The sequence below is a fragment of the Salinarchaeum sp. IM2453 genome, from assembly GCF_019693215.1.
In the GTDB taxonomy this organism is placed as follows: Archaea; Halobacteriota; Halobacteria; order Halobacteriales; family Salinarchaeaceae; genus IM2453.
In genome coordinates, this window is the sequence record NZ_CP081183.1 from 2,491,681 (window position 1) to 2,510,133 (window position 18,453).

17 protein-coding genes and 2 pseudogenes are annotated in these 18,453 nt (G+C 47.3%); 10 read left to right on the top strand and 9 right to left on the bottom strand.

Annotated features, from left to right (window positions below; genetic code table 11):
• Nucleotides 1-12 precede the first annotated feature (12 nt).
• Both K0C01_RS11840 and K0C01_RS11845 read left to right on the top strand, forming a co-directional pair.
• Nucleotides 13-1,002 (top strand): ABC transporter ATP-binding protein, encoded by a 990-nt coding sequence (locus K0C01_RS11840; protein WP_221169900.1) that lies wholly within the window; start codon nucleotides 13-15, stop codon nucleotides 1,000-1,002.
• Entirely contained in the window at nucleotides 1,002-1,772 is a 771-nt protein-coding gene (locus K0C01_RS11845; RefSeq protein WP_221169901.1) for an ABC transporter permease, read from the top strand. Before K0C01_RS11840 ends, K0C01_RS11845 begins: the two co-directional genes overlap by 1 nt.
• 86 nt (nucleotides 1,773-1,858) lie before the next feature.
• Here K0C01_RS11845 and K0C01_RS11850 read toward each other — a convergent pair whose 3' ends face one another.
• Nucleotides 1,859-2,719 (bottom strand): SDR family NAD(P)-dependent oxidoreductase, encoded by an 861-nt coding sequence (locus K0C01_RS11850; protein WP_221169902.1) that lies wholly within the window; start codon nucleotides 2,717-2,719, stop codon nucleotides 1,859-1,861.
• 131 nt (nucleotides 2,720-2,850) lie between these two features.
• Entirely contained in the window at nucleotides 2,851-3,636 is a 786-nt protein-coding gene (locus K0C01_RS11855; RefSeq protein ID WP_255568302.1) for a helix-turn-helix domain-containing protein, read from the bottom strand.
• A gap of 255 nt (nucleotides 3,637-3,891) precedes the next feature.
• Between K0C01_RS11855 and K0C01_RS11860 the strand changes: the two genes are divergently transcribed.
• From K0C01_RS11860 to K0C01_RS11870, 3 genes are read left to right on the top strand one after another with little or no spacing between them, the layout of a single operon-like run.
• Nucleotides 3,892-4,395 (top strand): hypothetical protein, encoded by a 504-nt coding sequence (locus K0C01_RS11860; protein WP_221169903.1) that lies wholly within the window; start codon nucleotides 3,892-3,894, stop codon nucleotides 4,393-4,395.
• Nucleotides 4,388-5,971: a sodium/proline symporter gene (locus tag K0C01_RS11865; RefSeq protein WP_255568303.1), complete on the top strand. Its 1,584-nt coding sequence runs from the start codon at nucleotides 4,388-4,390 to the stop codon at nucleotides 5,969-5,971. The genes K0C01_RS11860 and K0C01_RS11865 overlap by 8 nt, the downstream gene beginning before the upstream one ends.
• 2 nt (nucleotides 5,972-5,973) lie before the next feature.
• The gene (locus tag K0C01_RS11870; protein ID WP_221169905.1) at nucleotides 5,974-6,426 is read left to right on the top strand and encodes a hypothetical protein; all 453 of its coding nucleotides are present in this window, start codon (nucleotides 5,974-5,976) and stop codon (nucleotides 6,424-6,426) included.
• Here K0C01_RS11870 and K0C01_RS11875 read toward each other — a convergent pair.
• The 3 genes from K0C01_RS11875 to K0C01_RS11885 form a co-directional block, all read right to left on the bottom strand.
• On the bottom strand, nucleotides 6,416-8,077 hold the full coding sequence (locus K0C01_RS11875) for an AMP-binding protein (RefSeq protein ID WP_221171268.1): 1,662 nt from the start codon (nucleotides 8,075-8,077) through the stop codon (nucleotides 6,416-6,418). The two genes, K0C01_RS11870 and K0C01_RS11875, sit on opposite strands and share 11 nt — an antisense overlap.
• 103 nt (nucleotides 8,078-8,180) lie before the next feature.
• Nucleotides 8,181-8,978 (bottom strand): ABC transporter permease subunit, encoded by a 798-nt coding sequence (locus K0C01_RS11880; protein WP_221169906.1) that lies wholly within the window; start codon nucleotides 8,976-8,978, stop codon nucleotides 8,181-8,183.
• A complete protein-coding gene (locus K0C01_RS11885) occupies nucleotides 8,975-9,895 on the bottom strand; it encodes an ABC transporter ATP-binding protein (RefSeq protein ID WP_221169907.1) in 921 nt (306 codons plus the stop codon). The genes K0C01_RS11880 and K0C01_RS11885 overlap by 4 nt, the downstream gene beginning before the upstream one ends.
• A 159-nt stretch (nucleotides 9,896-10,054) precedes the next feature.
• Between K0C01_RS11885 and K0C01_RS11890 the strand changes: the two genes are divergently transcribed.
• Together K0C01_RS11890 and K0C01_RS11895 are read left to right on the top strand one after the other, a co-directional pair.
• A complete protein-coding gene (locus K0C01_RS11890) occupies nucleotides 10,055-10,873 on the top strand; it encodes a DUF4013 domain-containing protein (protein ID WP_221169908.1) in 819 nt (272 codons plus the stop codon).
• A gap of 185 nt (nucleotides 10,874-11,058) precedes the next feature.
• Complete coding sequence (locus K0C01_RS11895; protein WP_221169909.1) at nucleotides 11,059-11,616, top strand: hypothetical protein; 558 nt, start codon at nucleotides 11,059-11,061, stop codon at nucleotides 11,614-11,616.
• Nucleotides 11,617-11,706: 90 nt separating this feature from the next.
• Here the strand turns inward: K0C01_RS11895 and K0C01_RS11900 are convergent, their stop codons facing one another.
• The 4 genes from K0C01_RS11900 to K0C01_RS11915 all read right to left on the bottom strand — a co-directional run bounded on the left by K0C01_RS11900 (nucleotide 11,707) and on the right by K0C01_RS11915 (nucleotide 15,050).
• Entirely contained in the window at nucleotides 11,707-13,338 is a 1,632-nt protein-coding gene (locus K0C01_RS11900; protein WP_221169910.1) for a hydroxysqualene dehydroxylase, read from the bottom strand.
• A 200-nt stretch (nucleotides 13,339-13,538) separates the two neighbouring features.
• Nucleotides 13,539-13,706, bottom strand: coding sequence for a 30S ribosomal protein S14 (locus K0C01_RS11905; RefSeq protein ID WP_221169911.1), 168 nt, complete (start codon nucleotides 13,704-13,706; stop codon nucleotides 13,539-13,541).
• Between the two features lie 2 nt (nucleotides 13,707-13,708).
• Nucleotides 13,709-13,963, bottom strand: coding sequence for a hypothetical protein (locus K0C01_RS11910; protein ID WP_221169912.1), 255 nt, complete (start codon nucleotides 13,961-13,963; stop codon nucleotides 13,709-13,711).
• A 706-nt stretch (nucleotides 13,964-14,669) separates the two neighbouring features.
• Nucleotides 14,670-15,050 carry a CopG family ribbon-helix-helix protein gene (locus K0C01_RS11915; protein ID WP_221169913.1) on the bottom strand — a complete coding sequence of 127 codons (381 nt, stop codon included), beginning with the start codon at nucleotides 15,048-15,050 and terminating at the stop codon, nucleotides 14,670-14,672.
• 217 nt (nucleotides 15,051-15,267) lie between these two features.
• Between K0C01_RS11915 and K0C01_RS11920 the strand changes: the two are divergent.
• From K0C01_RS11920 to K0C01_RS11930, 3 genes and pseudogenes are all read left to right on the top strand, one after another.
• A pseudogene (locus tag K0C01_RS11920) lies at nucleotides 15,268-15,459 on the top strand (ABC transporter permease); the annotation flags it as partial.
• Between the two features lie 315 nt (nucleotides 15,460-15,774).
• A pseudogene (locus K0C01_RS11925) lies at nucleotides 15,775-16,770 on the top strand (IS110 family transposase).
• Between the two features lie 443 nt (nucleotides 16,771-17,213).
• The gene (locus K0C01_RS11930) at nucleotides 17,214-17,936 is read left to right on the top strand and encodes an ABC transporter permease (RefSeq protein WP_221169915.1); all 723 of its coding nucleotides are present in this window, start codon (nucleotides 17,214-17,216) and stop codon (nucleotides 17,934-17,936) included.
• The last annotated feature ends 517 nt before the right edge of the window (nucleotides 17,937-18,453 follow it).

Below are 18,453 nucleotides of genomic sequence, written 5' to 3' on the forward strand. Positions count from 1 at the left end.
TTCAGTCAACGAATGGCAGTTATACAAGTTGAGGGACTGCGGAGAGAGTTTGATGATGTTGTTGCTGTTGAGGACATCTCTTTTAGTGTTGGTGATGGTGAGATATTTGGGTTGCTTGGTCCAAACGGTGCTGGAAAGTCAACGCTGATCAATTTGCTGGTGACACTGCTGAAGCCAAGCTCTGGTACGGCAACCGTTGCAGGCCATGACATCGTCACTGACCGAAGTGCGGTTCGAGACAATATTGGCATTGTATTTCAGGAACCAGCACTGGATGAGGAACTAACTGGTGCTGAGAATCTGGCTTTTCATGCCCGTCTGTACGGAATGAAAAATCCACATCGAAAGCAGCGTGTTGATGATATTCTTGAGATTGTTGGGCTAGAAAATGAGCGGGATAACCGTGTCTCGACATATTCTGGTGGTATGGCTCGTCGTCTTGAAATCGGTCGAGGGCTTCTGCATGAGCCGAAAGTGTTGTTTTTAGATGAGCCTACGGTCGGCCTCGATCCGGGAACCCGACGGGACCTCTGGGAATATATCCAACGACTTAACGAAGAGGAAGGAATCTCAATTATCATAACAACGCACTATATTGAAGAGGCAGAGTTTCTCTGTGATCAGGTCGCAATTGTCGATGACGGAAACGTTGTGGCTGATGATACCCCAGATGCGCTGAAGAAGACCGTCGGGGGCGATGTCGTTCAACTCCGTGTCGATGGTGAGACCGGACACCTTATCGATCGACTCCGTACACAACCGTGGATCAGTGAAGTGACAATGGATGATTCGACAGTACAGATTGTTCTTGAAGAGAGTGAGGAGCGAATTGCTGATATTGTTCATCTTGCAGATGCAGAGGATGTTACAATCAGCGCGATTACACGACAAGAACGCAGTCTTGAGGCTGCATTCTTATCACTTACTGATAGCTCCATGTCAGCTGAAGATAATAATGTCGTCTCAGACCAAGTTGTTGCAGAACAAGGAGGGCATCAGTAATGTCTCGCATTAATCCACTTGCCATCTATGCACTCTGGGTCCGTGATGTTAAGCGATTCACTCGTACACCATCTCGCATTGTCGGGGCAATTGGATTGCCACTTCTATTTCTCTTGTTCTTAGGGACTGGATTCAGTGGAGCCGCAATTCCTGGTCTTCCAGAGGACGTGAATTATCTTGAGTTTCTCGTCCCGGGAATGATTGGATTCACAATGTTGTTTGGAGCCTCCTTTGCTGGGCTGACGATCCTCTCTGATCGCGACACTGGATTTCTGAAAGAGATCCTTGTCGCTCCAGTGAGCCGAACATCAATTGTTCTCGGACGGATCGCCGGGGGATCAACAACAGCAATCATTCAGGCAGTGTTGATTCTCGTACTTTCGGTGCCGCTTGGATTCGTTCCCCAGAGCTTGCTTGGTGTGATAGCAGCGGTTGGGTTTATGTTGCTCATTGCGATCACCTTTGTTGGATTTGGTCTTACATTGGCCTCGCAGTTTCGCGATAGCGAAGGATTCGGCCTTGTCATCAACTTTGTTATTTTCCCGATATTCTTCCTGTCTGGAGCGTTATTCCCACTATCTGGTCTACCGAGTATCATCGAACCACTGGCATATCTTAATCCATTGACATACGGTGTAGATGGCCTCCGTGCAGTGCTTGTTGGAGCAAGCGCACACTCGGTCAGTGTAAATGCAGTTGCACTGCTGATTTCATCCATTATCATGGTTAATATTGGGGCTGCCCTATTTAGCCGTGTGGAGACTGTCTGATCCGAATTGCAGATTTCTTAGATATACTAACCGTGGTGATACACAATCGGTAATAAGTGAACATGAATAGATGACAGGGGTGACTACTACAGTTGGTACGTTGATGTCATTCCGCCGTCGAAGAGAAGATCTCCGCCATTAAGATGCGACGCAAGATCAGAAAATCCAATGACAAATAGATTTCCAACATCAATTGGATCCATCATATCCGTGTTTCGTGACTGTCCAAGCATTACGTCTTCAACTACCTCTTGTTCGGTTATGTCCCGGCTTTTTGCCGTGTCTGGTATTTGATCTACAACTAATGGTGTTGAAACATATCCAGTACTGATAGAAAACGACCGAATATCACCATTTCCTTCTGCAGCAATCGACTGCGTTAATCCTCGGATTGCAAACTTTGAGGTGTTATATCCAACCTTATCAGATGTTACATAGTGACCGTGCACAGAGGACATGTTCCCAATACATCCCTTGCCAGTGTCGCTTTCTGCAATGTGTGGAATTACTAACTGGGATAGGTAGAATGGAGCTCTAACCATCACTTGGTACATGAGATCAAACTTTTCGGGAGGAAACTCATCTATTGGATCAATGTGCTGTAGACCTGCAATGTTAGCCAAGTACTTGATCTGTCCGCTCGAATTAGCTGTTTTAACGATTTCTCTCAGCTCATCATCGACAGTGAGATCAGCTTGTACAGTTTCGACAGAACCATCGAGATCTAGCTCAGTGGCTTTTTGTTTCATTTCACGAAGGCCGTTCGTATCAACATCCGTCCCGACTACTGTCAATCCGTTTGCTGCTAGTGCAATTGCCGTTGCTCTTCCAATACCGGACGCTGCACCAGTAACGATTGCGCAGTTTTCTTCAGTAAATGAATTGTCGTTCACCGTCTCAATGTCATCCATCTCAATTTTTGGAACGCGCACATCCGAGCTTTTCATCAATAGAAACTACCGACTAAGATCACCTAACATCAAGTGTTAATATATAAACTAAGCCATGTGCTGAAATCCTATGTAAATTACTCCATAGTTGAGTGAATGTGACGACTAGGAGAATGACTGCATACAACTCAGTTATTAGAAGGAGTCAGTAAAGTGTCAGATTCCACATTTGCAGGCTCTGGATAAGAGTCATCCTGCTGCATCTCAATTTGCTCTTCTAAATCATTCAGAATCGTGACCACCTGTGAGAGCACTTTCCGTTGCCCTCGGCGAAGGTTCTTTGAGGCGCCCGCTTTAGAGATCTCAAATTCTTCAGCAAGATCCTCAAGCGAGGTATCTCGGGGAGAGGAAAAATATCCGTCTTCAATTGCTGTTTCAAGAGTATCTCGTTCTTTGTCCGTAAGGTTCTGTAGTTCCCTCAGTAAGCCACTTATTGATTCAATATTCTGCAGGACATCTAGGAAGTCATCAACATGAATTGATGTGTCATCCTTAACCTGATATTCATTATTTCTCTCAAGCTCGGAAAGAGCATCATCAGAATCAGTCCCCCTGTCAAATCCAATGTTCCAGACCTCACTTCCTCCACGAATGACAAATGGGCCTGTCACATATCCGTTGTGGCCGCGGATGACGCTCATTGCATTCGTTTCATCAATCCGTGATCGAATGACAGCAGTGTTTTGTTGTTGTGCGAGCAGTTCAAATTCATGGAACATTTCATCATTATTCAAACTCTTAAGCCCCTGATGTAGTTCCTGCCGGTCTGCGCCAATTGCCACCATTCGTGTATCGAGTACATTACTAGCATGATTGAAGTCCCAATGGCGAGCATGAAATGCGATATCGTGTTGGCGCGTCGTCCGAATATATGGACAGTCGTACTGGATCATGTCCAGCTTTAGCGATTCCATGGTACTGATAATCATACACTCTATTTACTTATGCCTGTGGGAGGCCTCTAACAAGAGATTAAACAGGTCATAGACGAGGGTTAACATATCAACGTCCACTGTTTTAGAGTAAAGTTACTAAATTATGTTCTATGCTACTTCGTTTGAACAGCAATCTTACGCTAGACATTTCCGGCGGGCAAAGAATATTAAATAAAATCATTCCCAAGGTGAGTCGGGCTGTAGATTGTCTTTCGCAGGGGGGAGGAGAATAACATGAAGCGTGGGGTCATGGGCTTGACAGCGATTGCCGCAATATGTGCAATCATAACAGCAAGTTTGGGCTGGTTTAGAGTGTTTTCATTTGTGAGTGCCCTGTTGATATTACTCGTTATCGGTATTCCAGTAGCTGGCAATTCTCGTGGAAGCCTATTTGAACCGTATACAGGGTTAATTGTGATTTTAGGGCTATCATTTGCTGCTGGATTAGGTGGGATTTGGCTAACGTGGGATCCATCCGTTACGGAGTATAATTATGTGCTTGGGATTCCAGTACCAACGTTAATCTATTTTGCCTTTATTTGGTTGATTCCCACATTCTCTGCACTATACTATGCATTTGTATTCGATAAGGTAGCTAGCGAAGAGATGGTTGATGATATTATCGAAGCTGCACGAGAGCATCAGCGGGAGCAGAATTTCCCTCTGGCCGTTGATCAACCGGAGCAAGAGACAGTAGCAAAAGGACAATCTATTCCGGGGGGTGATGACGATGACTAATGTGCGGTTTATACCACTTCAGCAGGAAGGGATACCCGTAGCTGATGATCCAGTCATTTTAGCTCTTGGTACAATCTATCTCATCTTGGTTTTGCTGATCGGTGTCTGGGGCTGGATTCGCACGGATACGACCGCAGACTTTCTCATCACCGGAAAATCAATTGGGACGTGGGTGTTGGCACTTACTGCATTTTCCGTCATTCAATCTGGATTCGGATTTATTGGCGGCCCAGAGCTTGTGTATCTATTCGGATCGACAGCACTCTGGATCTTTTTCAGTGCTCCACTCGGATTTCTCATTACATGGATCGTATTGGCTAAACGAATGCGTATCTTAGCCGAGATCCGACATGTTCTGACGTTAGGCGACGCAACATTTGTTCGATATAACAGTAACCTTGTTAGAGGATTGACCGGCCTTGCTGTCGTTCTCGGGGTTATTGCATATCTTGCAGTGAACTTAGCAGCAATTCAATTTGTCATGCGGGCAATTTTTGGAATCCCAGTTATTTGGGGTTTGATCGCAGGCGCAGTTATTTTGCTACTGTATAGTGCCTTTGGTGGAATGATTGCCGGGGTATGGACGGACTTTATGCAGGCAATCACGATGGCTGTCGGAGCTGTCTTTGTATTTGTCTATGCAATTTCGTTTGGTGGAGGCATGGAAAATATTATGCGGAACCTGGCCGAAGCCGATCCAGCACTCGCTTCACCATTCGGAACATTAGGTGGGACTGAAACAGCAATTCTAGTCGGACTTGCTTGGTGGACGCTGTTTGCAATTGGGGCTGCTGGCCAACCCCACCTGATTACGAAGTTCTACATGAGTCGAGATATGAACGTACTCAAGTGGGGTGCTCCGATTGCTGCCCTGACATATGCTATTTCAAGCTTAATTGCATTTTCTGCTGGACTTGCCATGCGTGCAATGGTTGAAGCGGGACAAATTGATGAAACTTTTGCCGCTTCTGAGGTAGGGCCGGTCTTTGTGCTTGAACATACTGGAAGTGTAGTTGCAGGGTTAATTTTGGCAGCTTTATTGGCAGCAATCATGTCAACAAGTGATTCGTTCCTTAATATCGGAGCCGCAGCAATAACTCGCGATATTCCGCGAGCATTAGGTCGGCCAATCAAACGGAACAAAACTGAGTTGAGACTGACACAGGTTTCGCTGGCAGTGTTGACGGTCCTTGCAACACTGGTTGTCATGTTCTCCGATGCACTTGTTGGAATCCTTGGCGCAATCAGCTGGGGCTTCTTTGCAGCTTCATTTGTCCCGGTGGTCGTATTAGGGCTCAATTGGACTGGGGCAACAAGGGAGGGAGCGATTGCTGCTCTTGTTGTTGGTATGAGCTATAATATCATCTATAACGTAATCCCAGAAACAGCCGGAATTGTCGATCATAGCGCTGTAAGCTGGGTTAATGAAAATATTGTGATGACAACATATCCATTTCCAGAAGCGGTTCCCGCTGAAGCAATCTCACTGTTAATAACGATGGCAGTGTTTATTATTGTCTCAATAGCATCACAAGATGACACACCTGCAGACATCAAGGCACTTATTGAGCGATAATTATGGATAAAACAACACAGATTGGACAGTTTACACACTGGATCAACCAACGTCCGAATACAATCGAGTTCTGGGAAATCAGCGTCACGCCCAAGCATCTTATCTGGTGTTTTGCTGGTGAGTCCTATCGGTCAATGCTTCTGCGAGCGGATACAGCTAAGCAACGACGTAGTAGGATTAAAGAGGCAACACCAACTGAGTTAATTGATCTTCACGAGAAGAATTTTCAAATTCCTGTCACAGCTATCAAGAAGATCTCGTACGCAAAAGGCACCCGGCTGCGGCGTGGAACTCTGGACATTACTTGTCATCAAAATGAAAAACGCTCGGAGTTCTCTTTGGTGAGTACAAGTAAAAACGTCTCACATCACAGCACACTGGAAAAATTACGACACCATCCTCAATTCAAACACGTAGAGATTACCACCAACTCGAAAGGAATTCTTAATCGGTGAGCTCAGACCGGCGTATTTTTCCAGTGACAGTTTTTGGTAGTTCATCCCGGAACTCAATTTCTCTCGGATATTCATAGTCCGCGAGCTGGGTTCGAACCAGATTACGTATTTCATTTTTAAGCGTATTACTCGTGTCTGCGTCGTCTGTGAGCTCTACAAAAGCTTTGATAATCTCACCCCGAGTTTTGTCTGAGACCCCCGTAACACCAACCTGTGCAACATCATTATGTTGAAGAATTATTTCTTCTACTTCCCGCGGGGCAACTCGATAGCCGCTTGTGATTATCAAATCATCATTACGGGATACAAACCAAATATATCCGTCTTCATCACGTCGAGCAATATCTCCTGTTCGGTGCCACTGCTCACCGTTGATCTCAATGGTTGCATCAACTGTCTTCTCCGGAGCATTCCAGTATTCTTCAAAGATTACAGGATCATCATCTCGTCGTACAACAATTTCTCCTATTTCGTCAGTCTCAACTAAAGAGCGCGTATCTACGTCTGCAATCTTAACCTCATGACCCGGAACTGGCTTTCCCATACTTCCCGGCTTGGGTTGGAACCAATGGCTGCAGTTTGCGACTAGTAAGTTGGCCTCTGTTTGTCCGTATAATTCATTTACATTTACATTATTAAGTGCCGTATCTGCCCAGTTTAGAATGTCTTGGGTGAGAGGCTCGCCACCGGAGCAGATTGCCTGTAGAGCAAGATCATATTTGTTGGTTGGTTGATCTACCGACATGAGCATCCGGACCGCCGTGGGGGGAAGAAATGTGTGCGTTACCGCAAACTCTTCCATTAGTTCGAACGCCGTGTGCGGATTAAACCCTTCCATCGGGTGACCAACAACGGGTCGACCATAATGCCATGCAGGGAAGACTAAATCGCCAAGTGCGCCAATCCATGCCCAATCTGCGGGTGTCCAGAAAATTCCATCTTCAATGTTATGTTCAAAATACATCTGAAATGCCGGGCAGTGTCCAAGCCAGACATCATGTGTATGTAATACACCCTTGGGATCGCCGGTACTTCCACTGGTGTAAATAATAACAGCAGGAGTGTCTTGATCTGTATCTGCAATGTTTACAGAGTCTTGTTCCCACCGAATAGCGGTATCAAACCACTGGTATACTGTATTTTCATCTTCTGGGAGAGTAGCTTTCGATTGATCTCCGACGACGAGTATATATTTAAGATTGGGACAATCTGAAGCAATCTGCTGGACTGTATCTAGTTGCTTCACATCAATCACAGCGAGCTTTGCTCCACTATCTTGCAGTCGATATTTTACAGCCTCAGTACCAAACAAAATCGAGAGAGGCATTGAGATAGCTCCAATTTTCCAAGACGCTAAGTGAGCTAAGATATTCTCTGGTTTTTGCGGCAGCATCACTGCAACTCGGTCACCGAACTGAACGCCAACATTACGCCAAGAGTTCCCAACAGCACTTGATTTGCGGTCTATCTCACCAAACGTATAATTTGAGGTAGCTCCATTCTCATCCAAATAATATAGTGCCGAGTCTGACCTTGAGTTATGCTTTCCAACAAGGTCATACGCAGCATTGTACCCCTCTGGAATATCCCAGCTAAAGTCTTCGCGAGTTTCTGTGTATGAATCTGAGTTAACTCTGAGTGTGTATGTCACAGGCATACGTGATTAGCTTGTGAAGCATAAATCATTCTCTTATTTTGGCGTCTGCTACAATGACTGGTCTTTTTAAGGTTATACTTGAAATGAGCAAGACAGATTAGCTTACGTCTGATTTTTCAAACGCAACATATCCGAGCAGAAGCGGCACGCCAGCCCAGAGGATGAATAATGGTATTGCAAGCCACTCCTGTAGGTATAGTGGAACGTCAGAGATTCCAGAACCGTACAGCAGATCGACCGTCGTTTCTGCTGCTGTCTTTGGAGAAAGACTTTCATAGAATTGATACCAGTTAGCCTCGGTATCTGGCAACTCACGAAATAAAACCAGATACCCGGCAGTGGGGACTAATGACCAGACAGATTCTGCTGTAATGATGTAAACAAGAATAGCCATGATAACTGCCTGCGTGGAGTTTCGGACACTAGCCGATAAGCCTAGACCGATGGCAATATAGGGCAACGCAAGTGCGATACTCAGTGTTACTGCCTGTAATGTATCCGTCCCAGCGATATCTCCAAACCAGTACCAGGAAAGCGGAACACTGACAGCAAACGCGATAATGATCGGTAGCAATAATACAGCAATGCGGCCGATGAACTTTCCAGCAAGGACTTCCCATCGTAGAATTGGAAGCGACAAAAGCATCCGTAGGCTTCCGGTTTCACGTTCTGCAACAATGGATTTATAGCTAATTATGAGTCCCAGAATCGGGATAATAAGTAAGATTGGATCATTGAATGCAGAGATTGCCTGGCTTGCATCTGCCTCAGGGAGTGTAGTTGCGCCGTACAGGCCAAGAACTGCCAATCCAACCATGAAAAATGACAGAAACCACAGTGCCTTTGACCGAATTGCATCATTAATATCCTTTCGTAAAACAGGCATGACTCTCATGCCTCAACACCCCCGGTCGTGTATTCCGCAAATACGTCCTCAAGACTAGTCTCACGGAACGAGAAGTCGATTGGGTCAACACCTGATTCTACCAGATGATGGATAACGTCTGCCTTTCCAGTAGTGTTTGATAACGTTACAACAATTGCTTCCTCGTTCTCAGCAGTAGCCTCAATAACAGCGTCAATTGTCTCAAGTTGATCAATTGTTGTATCTGGCACCTCATCAACAATAACCTCCATGCGAATTGTTGCGGAAGCTGCTTTTCGAAGCGATCCAACATCATCCTCAGCAACGAGTTCACCCTGTCGTAGAATGCCAACGCGATCACAGACAGCTTCAACCTGCTCCATGATGTGACTTGAGAAGAATACGGTTGCGCCACGCTCGTTCTCTTCAAGGATGATGCGGCGAACTTCTCTGGCGGCATTTGGATCCAATCCGGCCGTTGGCTCATCTAAAATAATCAAATCAGGGTTATCAACAAGTGCCATTGCAAGTCTAAGCCGCTGGGCCATTCCGGTCGAAAACCCGCCAGCTGGTCGATCAGCAACTTCGGTCAGTCCAACTCGATCAAGTAACACATCCGGGTCGTCATCTGCTTCTTTTGTCTCAATGACAAATTCAAGATGATCTCTTGGAGAGAGTCGATCCCACAGACTTGTTTGATCGGGCAACACCCCGACGTTGTCATGGATTGATCGAATGTCGTCAGCAATATCATAACCAAGAACAGTGGCTGATCCAGCAGTTGGTTGAACCAGCGACAGAAGCATATTGATTGTTGTCGATTTGCCAGCTCCATTCGGGCCTAGGAATCCGTATATTTCGCCTTCTTGTACTGTAAGATTAAGATTATCCACGGCGCGTAAGCTACCAAATCGCTTAGTCAACCCATTTGTCTCAATCGCTGCCATGTCTTTTGTTACAGGCCCGGGTTTATTTGAACCTTTGATCAGTAAAATTTCATTTTAACCAGCCGTCATGCGAATGTACTCGGGGGGCAGGCACAATAACTACAATTTTGGCTGAACATACCTGTAGCTTTATCTGTCCGATTACTATACACTCAACGTATGCCGGCATGTCCCGAATGCAATGCAGACGTTAGCGATGAGCGGCGGTTTTGTCCTCGATGTGGTACTGAACTCTCGGTGTACGCTACTAATACATCGGATGAACAGGGTGATCGAGAGTACATGGATCTTAACGACCCACAATCTGAAAACAACGATGATTACGCTGGCTCTGATCCAGACCCAGAACCACAATTACAGCGGCAATCGGAGGGCGGATTAATTGCCTTCCCAATTGAGTATCCATCTAGAGCTGGGTGGTTTACGATCGTCGGCGGGGGGATCTTGTTTTTACTGTCATTCTTGATTATTCCGCTGTTTATGATACTGGGTTATCTCGTTCGTGTCGCCAATGCCGCTGCACAAGGGCGTCCAGAACCGCCAACGCTTGATGATTGGCTCGGACTGATTAAAGATGGAATTGTCGTCACAGCAGTTCTTATTCCACCGGGAATAGTTTACTCGCTCCTTGTTGTTATTGGGATGGAAATAAACATCATACTCTATGTAATATTAGCAGTCGTAGGAGCATACGCTCTGCCTGCAATCTTTGTAAGCTACGCAGCCGAGAAAGATTGGCGCGCTGCGTATGACATATCATCACTTGTTGAGTTGATGAGTACGCGAACGTATCTTTTTGGATATTTGATCTACCTGTTCATATTCCAGTTGATCGGCTCTGTTGTTGTTGGGATATTAGCAATCCTGTCCCTGCTGACAATTGTTGGATGGATCATCATTATTCCGATGCTGTACTTTTACTGGGTTGCCATTGATGCAGCACTCTGGGGACAAGTGTACAATAAGGTCAACACCTAAGGTCAGTATATACGGCTAATCTCTTCTTCATTTTGCTCACAGATATATCCGTAACAACCGTCAACTGACTCCGGGACTATGCCCCGTGGCATCCGCCCCGATTATTCTGTGAATCTGACTGTCTGACTCAAAGCTTAGTTTGAGTATTCAGAAGGATAAATAATATACAAAACAACAATTCAACCATGAGCACAAACCTTTCCGGACAAAATGGCCCATCTCGACGACAGGTTCTAGTTGGAGGATCTGCCGTGCTTGGTACTGCATCCCTGAGTGGATGTTCAGAGCTATTTGAACTAATTGAAGACTTCGTTCTGGATGACGTGCATATCTTTAATGAGACTGATGATCAGCGCTCTGGCGAGATCATGATTAAGGATGCCGATGGTGAAGAAATTATTGATGAACCACTGACATTTGACCTAGAGGAGCAGGATGATGACGATGATGATAATGGTGAGGCATTCGGTGAAGTCTACGAGGACATTTGGGAAGAAGATGGAGAGTACACAGTGACTGTTACGCTTGATGAGGAATCAGCAATCAATGGTACAACGGAAGTTGAGGAGGAGATTGAACTGACTGACATCGAAGAAGAGCATCTGATGATTTACTTGTTCGATCAAGAGACTGTTGATGAAGAAGACCAGCTTGACTCAGTTATTGAAATGCTCGTTGTCGAAGGATTTGCGGGTGTTGAAGATGAGCTGGGCGACGTTGCGCAACCGGAGGAAGACGAATGACCTCGGATCAACACAACGGTTGAACGGACTGTCCTTTAGAAGGGTGCCGATGACGAGATGAAATTGAGTAGGCTAGTACGTTGAGACTCACTATGCTGTATTTCGCAACCTGCTCGCAACAGAGCGTAATGAGTTGACTGTTTCAGCAGGATGCGGTAATCCGAGCCGGTATCGGATTTGATCCTGTTTTTTGAACGGCTCGAAAACACGAGGCTCTTCAAGACTCCAGATACTGGCTGTGGCATCGTGTCCATGTCGCTTAAGTATTGCATTGGCTGCTCGTCGTCCAGCCTCATTTGCTGATTCCATCGAAGCCAAATCCGAATTTGTGTGTACGTAGTCGCTGGCAAGAGTGAGATTTGCAATATCTGGGTTAGCTGGTGGCCGGTGTTTAAGTGACCCGACTGTGTTAATCAACAGTGGGGCATTGTTTTTGACACCTGTCTCTGTTTCATGAAGCTCGGGATCAAGGAACCAGTCAACAAGAATATCATCAGTAAGTTGTGGCTCAACGTCATCGAGGTGTGCCTTCAATTGTGCCCACACTTCTTCGACGATCTCCTCTCTAGTGCAGTCTCTGGCTGGCTTATCATGAATCATACCCGGCGTTTCCCAGTCTGATGCAATGACTGAAAGTACCCCGGTGGCTGCTTCGGGGACTGCCGCATCAATGTCGTATGATGACCAGAACTGTCGCTGAGAAATTGATGTCAGTGCCCACGGAGAATCGGCATACACCTGGTGGCCTTTGGTGATTGAAACATCCTCACTAAGATAGAACTGTATGCCGTTCATCCAGGCTGTATCTAACTGGTCGACACCGTCAAGTTCTGGAGCAGCTGCTGTCATCTCTGGAGTGAGTAATTGTGGTGTTCCTTCTACCGGAGTAGCCAGAACATATTCGTCGGCTGTGACTGTCTCGCCGTTGGCAAGTTCAATTCCAGTAATTGTCTCAGTTTGTGTATCAAATAGAATATCCGAAACGGTCGTGTTAAGCGACAGTGTCACACCTTGATCTTGCAGGTATTCTGTCCATGGATCGATCCATGTGATGTTTGTTGGGCCAGAAAGGATGCGTTCTGCTGGCTTGGTTGGGTTAAGCTGTCCAAAAAGTAATTGTAGGTATATCGTGCCAACAGTTCGGGCGCTACCGCGCTGTGGTTGTAGTGCAACGAGCGACTGAACGGCGAAGGCAAGGCGGTCCTGAAACTCCTGTGATCGATTATCTGCGTCAATAAAATCCCACCACGAGATGTTATCAAGCTGTTCCTCCCGGCGGCGATCACAGGAAGTGAGCAAGTACAGCAGCCGTTCGATCAAAAACCGAACATCCCGTCGCGGCAGGTCCTCCGCAAACGCAGGCTGCAATGTATCGACCCAGTCCTGTAATGTCTGAGGCTGGGTTGTTTCAACGACCCGTCCAGGCGTATCAATCTCGGCAATCAGCGTTGCCTCTGTTTCCACGAGATTGTCTGCCACCGTTCCATTGCTATCTGGAATTCGATTCATCGTGTCCAGCACGTGCTGATAATAGGCTGGAAAAAACCGAAATCCGTGTTCACCGTGGACGGCATCTGGATCATCCATAATTGGCATCGAGCGGGCTTTCCCACCAAATCGATCATTTCGTTCAAATACTGTAACATCAATACCCCGTTCTGTCAGTTCTTGAGCTGCCGTTAGCCCTCCAACACCACCGCCAATAACGACTGTGTTGACCATTACCACAATCAATAGGGCTTGGGGTGCTAAGACTTGTTGGCTCCGTACACTCTTGCAGGGACTATGAAGGTGTCAGAAGATGGATCGAACTAATCAATAGGAGCAAGTCTCAGGAAAGTTGTGTCAGATCAGCAGGTTGTTCTCGGGTTGACTAGCTGGGGTCAAGCCCTGTGGTCTCCGCCTCAATATTTCTGTGAAGCTTATTTGTATTTTCGGAAGCCAATATCTCGGGCTTTTTCACGAAATGATTGGCGACAAAGCCAGATGTCGTATTTTCCAATCAGACCTTGCTTTCGGCCAGTATCACGACAGACACGCTGGATTTGGGTGCGATCACTGTCGTTATCCTCGGCAGGTTTTTCAGTCATTATTATACGGACTGCTTGGCGCGCTTTCGTAGCAGAGGTTCAACTGATGAATCTGTGCTAATGTCATCAAGCTCATCTGTTGCATTACAGTCGACTAAACCTCGCAGGGCGTGGTGGCAAAATTCACCGCGGAGGTTCATTCTGACCAATACCGCTAAGTTTGTCGTATCTCGCGAGCGTATCAATTCGTCAATTGCTTCATGTCGTTTCTCTTCTGAAACGTTCTTTTTGAGTACTGTTTGCATATTTTGTGACATCGATTTGCCTCCGGTTGCACAATCATACTGAAATTGTTGGAGGCACGGGAAAGTCGCAGGGCAGCTGAGAGGGGAAGTCTCAGCAATACTAATTAATAGTCCAAAAGTATTAATTCTTATTACTTGATTTTGTTTTTTATTAATATTCTTCGGCTTTGGTTCGGTCATGCCGACAGCGATCCGTTACTTCAGCGATCCAGATCTCGGGAACAGTTGACGGTGGCCCACTTGATGGAAGAGAATCGGTCCTTGGCCTCAACGGCGGCCCGTACGCCCTTTATAGCTATCTGAATCCTACATCAAGCTACCCATTCCGATGGCTTCCTGAACAGTGTTGAACTCCTTCATTCCCTACTCGCTCGCCTATGGTTCACTCCCGAGGAAGACGACTCCACCTCGAAGATGTTGGACTAAGTTGATCCAATGTTCTGTCTGAGTACAGTTATCGACCCGAGAATCACACAACGAGCCTATACCTGCTACCACCATTGCAAATCCAATCAACTCAGGCGACGGAATGGACGCACTGTAGTCTAACTTATACAGAATCTATAACAGTAGTTGGCAATATGACTATAGTTTATATTCGAATTCGCACTAATCGGGACTGGAACAACAACTTGCATGTTCCAACTCGAATACAGTAAATCTCATTGCCAACAACTGGTAAAGAATGGCGTACAAGATACAGAGGATCTATGAAACCTCATAGAAACATAGTCCGGACGCGATGGATCCCGTCAAAGCTTTTGAGTCGATAAACGAGATTACGAACGGAGGCTGCCGGGCCGTCTACAAACAGTGTTTCGAGGCACCATTCTCCATGGTGGGCATGTGATGTGGAGATAATTGTGTCCGCATGCTCGTGCTGAACAGTGTGTAGTTCAGTAACGACATGCTCATACTCATAGTCAAATACAATCACGCCGGTAATGTCTCCAGTTACTGATTCTAACCGCTGGTGGCGCTCAATGTACTCTGCCATTGCTTCTCGAATGGCCCGAGATCGAGACTCGATTCCTTCCTTCTCTCTGACTGCATCAAACTCATCGAGCATTTCCTCAGATACCGCCAAACTTGTGCGCATATTGTAACCTATCTGCCTGATAGCTTTATCCGTGATTGTTAGATTATAGTTAAGTACTTATTCTGATATTAACTGCGAGTTAAAAATATTATTTATTCACTTCTATCCGGTCATAAACATTAATAATTCTATCATAGACTACTATTTTTGGGTATTATTACAAATTTTGATTTTTGTAGTAATAAACTGCTTATTATCGCAGGCCTCAGGTTTGAGCATGGATTTGTGGCTTATTGGTGGTGTGATCGCACTTGGTGTTGTGCATGGTGTGTTGCCAGATCATGGTTGGCCGATTGCAGCAACGTATGCACTTGAGCGGCCACGTAAGCTTATTTCGGGATCAATCGCAGCGCTGGTCATTGGGATTGGGCACTTGTTCAGTAGTATTGTACTGGTCATTGCCTACTATCTATCTTCATACAGCGAGAGAATCCCGCCCTTCCCGTGAGTGGCGAGTGTTCCGACACCAGTCGGAACCGAGGAACGAACAGGGCGGGAGTGACTCGATGGAAACGCTGCTACTCCCCGAGAGCGTGAAACAAGATGTGGGGCGCAAGAGACCGAACGCGATTCCGTGCCTCAGAGCACGTGGGAGTGACTGGTCCGTGTGCGAAAGAAGCCGAGTCATGGGCGTTACAGCCCGGATGCCGCGCGGCGCGGCATCCGGGAAAGCCCGAATAGGTGAATCTCTGCTTCACGCACTGGCGTCCCAGGTGAACAAACCATGTACCTCGGAATCGACGTCCACAAACGGTACGCACAGGTGGCAGTAATGGATGAGTCTGGAGAAATCGTCGAAGAGGTTCGCGTCGAGAACGCGAACCTCGATGACCTTGCACAGCGGTACGCTGGCGCACAAGCCGCGATAGAGGCGACCAGCAATTACTACCACATCCACGATACGCTGTCGGAGCATTTGGATGTGACTGTTGCTCACCCGAAGGAACTGAACCAGATCGCTGATACTGATAAGAAAACTGATCGTGTTGACGCCAAAGAACTCGCGCGGATGGTTCGGTTGAACTCCGTGCCTGAGAGTTATGTTCCGACCGACGAAATCAGGACGCCCGCGCACTCGTGCGCGGGCGACAGTCGTTAGTCGAACACAGGACAGAGTATGCCAACAAGGTTCACGGCCTCCTCTCTGATCACGGCATCAGCGAAGATGTGAAGCCGTTGACCCAAGAGGGACGAGAGTTCCTGCGGGAACTCTCGCTCCCGACGCCATGGAAATCGGTGTTGGAGTCATACCTCGAAGTGATTGAGACGCTCACTGATGAGATACAGAATCTCGAAGACAATCGAAGAACGCGCTGGGTCTCTGGAGGAGACCCAGCTGCTGATGACGATTCCTGGTGTGAGTTACTATACGGCGTTGACGATCTACGCTGAATTAGGCGAGATTGATCGGTTTGACGGTGACAAAGAAGTCATCAGCTACGTCGGGTTGAACCCGGTGATCCGCGAGTCCGGCGACTCGCGGATCGAAGGTGAACTCTCGAAACGTGGTTCAGGGAGAGTCCGGTGGCTGCTCGTTCAGGCCGCTCATACTGCTGTCCACACCTGTAACGACGAGTATCTGAGTCGGTTCTACGAGCGGTTAGCTAGTCGGAAGAACTCACAGAAAGCAATCGTGGCAACAGCTCGAAAGATGCTGGTGTCGATGTACCACATGCTTGACCGAGGCGAAGTGTACGACCCACCTGGTGTAAGCGCGTAGACGAGGGATCTGAGGGCCGCCGGTCGGGCGGCCCTCAGTGGCTGGTCGAGGCCCTTCGTGAGCGACTGCTATCGCCAGACAGCGACCGCACCGCATCACGATTGGGACCGCATATCGACTGGGAGAGCAGCAGCCTCCGAGACGGCGTAACTATTTTATCGAAAACGGTGGTTTGTGTAGGTAGCAGCGTTTCCATAGGTGAATCGCGTCCGTTCTGGGGGAACACCTGACAGCGATGCTGCAATCCCGAGATTTAATATTCTGTGACCCGTTACATGGATACACCGAGGCGGTTCGCCGCCGTCGTAAACGGATAATATCGGATTCGGGACTCTACGTCTGAAGGAATCCCCTTCAGGCCGCTGGATTCCCGCAACCACGGTAACTCCGAATCCCACACGGGATAGGAGTAACGGCGGCATGGCCCCGCCAGGGGACTCGTCATGCCGACGGGTCTGCAAACCAGTAAATCTCCCACCGCTGCGGTACGGGAAGCCGCGTCCTTCAGGACGCGGAGGAGGTCACTTAGCAGTTTTGCGGGGTTTGCTGAGGGACCGTGGATGGGTGTTGTAGCTGGAGGGTTGTTCATCCTTCTGGGAGTATACGAGTATTATCAATTCCATCAACACAAATCAACCAGCAGTAAGCCAGTCCATCAAGAGGAAACTGATCATGCCAATTACAGTCAACAATCACCGATTAACCCGGAAGCGACTGCCGCAGATGAAGTAACACCACACAGAGTGGAAGACGGAGCAGCCAAGATAAGTCAGCCTAGAGGAGATCGTCACGCTGGACATACACATGATCATAAGCACCATCACGACGGCAGCGGCCATGACCACGGTCATCAACACTTGACTGAAGAACACGCTCGACAGGGACTTCAGTCATTGGGCGTGACGGCACTAGTTCTGGGATTTGCACACGAGGAGCCAATCCAGATATTGGCGATCTGTGCGGGCACTAACGCCTGTTTTGAGCTCATGCTGTTATATTCGTTTGCTGTAATTATCGCAATCTTAATTCCTACTTTGTTGTTGATTGTCGGATACAAGCGGCATCGGGAACGTATCGAACAGTATACGCCATACCTACCGCTGGTTACAGCATTGGTACTTGTCACCGTCGGAGCAGGATTTATTCTTGGATCAGCCGGGATTTGAACTCAGTAGATATTCTAATGTGGTGGTGATGATTGTATTCTGCTGTGAAGTACCTCGGGGTTGAGCCCCGAGGCACTCTGCCTGCTATCTCTGTAGAAGCGGACGTTCCGAGGCAAACCACATGAGGAGTATTATCAAACACCTTATTCAGCATACACGATTCGTCACATAGTGACACTTAATTATAGATACAAGGTGTCATAGAGCGGTTACCATTCCCCCACCAATCGCTCAATACAGAGAACTCACATACTAGCGAGGGCGACGATCTGACCGAAATCTGCCAAGAACGGCGTGCAAGATACAGAGATTTATTCAGCATTGTAGACTTCTACCCAGAGATAAGCGATTCCGGATAGCAGGTGAAGTACCTCGGTGTCAAGCCCCGAGGCTTCACCGTCTTGGGGCCGCACCGCACCCGCAGGCAAATTTAATTCCTCCCGACCTTCTCCATGAGGAGTCAGCTGGAATTAACACCCGAACACTCGTTGTGTCCGTGGGAGTCGGCGGCTCCACC

Excerpts from the sequence above, each read along its gene's own strand:
- K0C01_RS11845 (WP_221169901.1), top strand. The coding sequence starts at position 1,002 with ATGTCTCGCATTAATCCACTTGCCATCTATGCACTCTGGGTCCGTGAT.
- K0C01_RS11885 (WP_221169907.1), bottom strand. The coding sequence starts at position 9,895 with ATGGCAGCGATTGAGACAAATGGGTTGACTAAGCGATTTGGTAGCTTA.
- K0C01_RS11855 (WP_255568302.1), bottom strand. The coding sequence starts at position 3,636 with ATGGAATCGCTAAAGCTGGACATGATCCAGTACGACTGTCCATATATT.
- K0C01_RS11865 (WP_255568303.1), top strand. The coding sequence starts at position 4,388 with ATGACTAATGTGCGGTTTATACCACTTCAGCAGGAAGGGATACCCGTA.
- K0C01_RS11840 (WP_221169900.1), top strand. The coding sequence starts at position 13 with ATGGCAGTTATACAAGTTGAGGGACTGCGGAGAGAGTTTGATGATGTT.
- K0C01_RS11930 (WP_221169915.1), top strand. The coding sequence starts at position 17,214 with ATGCCGACGGGTCTGCAAACCAGTAAATCTCCCACCGCTGCGGTACGG.
- K0C01_RS11880 (WP_221169906.1), bottom strand. The coding sequence starts at position 8,978 with ATGAGAGTCATGCCTGTTTTACGAAAGGATATTAATGATGCAATTCGG.
- K0C01_RS11895 (WP_221169909.1), top strand. The coding sequence starts at position 11,059 with ATGAGCACAAACCTTTCCGGACAAAATGGCCCATCTCGACGACAGGTT.
- K0C01_RS11905 (WP_221169911.1), bottom strand. The coding sequence starts at position 13,706 with ATGACTGAAAAACCTGCCGAGGATAACGACAGTGATCGCACCCAAATC.
- K0C01_RS11890 (WP_221169908.1), top strand. The coding sequence starts at position 10,055 with ATGCCGGCATGTCCCGAATGCAATGCAGACGTTAGCGATGAGCGGCGG.
- K0C01_RS11860 (WP_221169903.1), top strand. The coding sequence starts at position 3,892 with ATGAAGCGTGGGGTCATGGGCTTGACAGCGATTGCCGCAATATGTGCA.
- K0C01_RS11915 (WP_221169913.1), bottom strand. The coding sequence starts at position 15,050 with ATGCGCACAAGTTTGGCGGTATCTGAGGAAATGCTCGATGAGTTTGAT.
- K0C01_RS11900 (WP_221169910.1), bottom strand. The coding sequence starts at position 13,338 with ATGGTCAACACAGTCGTTATTGGCGGTGGTGTTGGAGGGCTAACGGCA.
- K0C01_RS11910 (WP_221169912.1), bottom strand. The coding sequence starts at position 13,963 with ATGTCACAAAATATGCAAACAGTACTCAAAAAGAACGTTTCAGAAGAG.
- K0C01_RS11870 (WP_221169905.1), top strand. The coding sequence starts at position 5,974 with ATGGATAAAACAACACAGATTGGACAGTTTACACACTGGATCAACCAA.
- K0C01_RS11850 (WP_221169902.1), bottom strand. The coding sequence starts at position 2,719 with ATGAAAAGCTCGGATGTGCGCGTTCCAAAAATTGAGATGGATGACATT.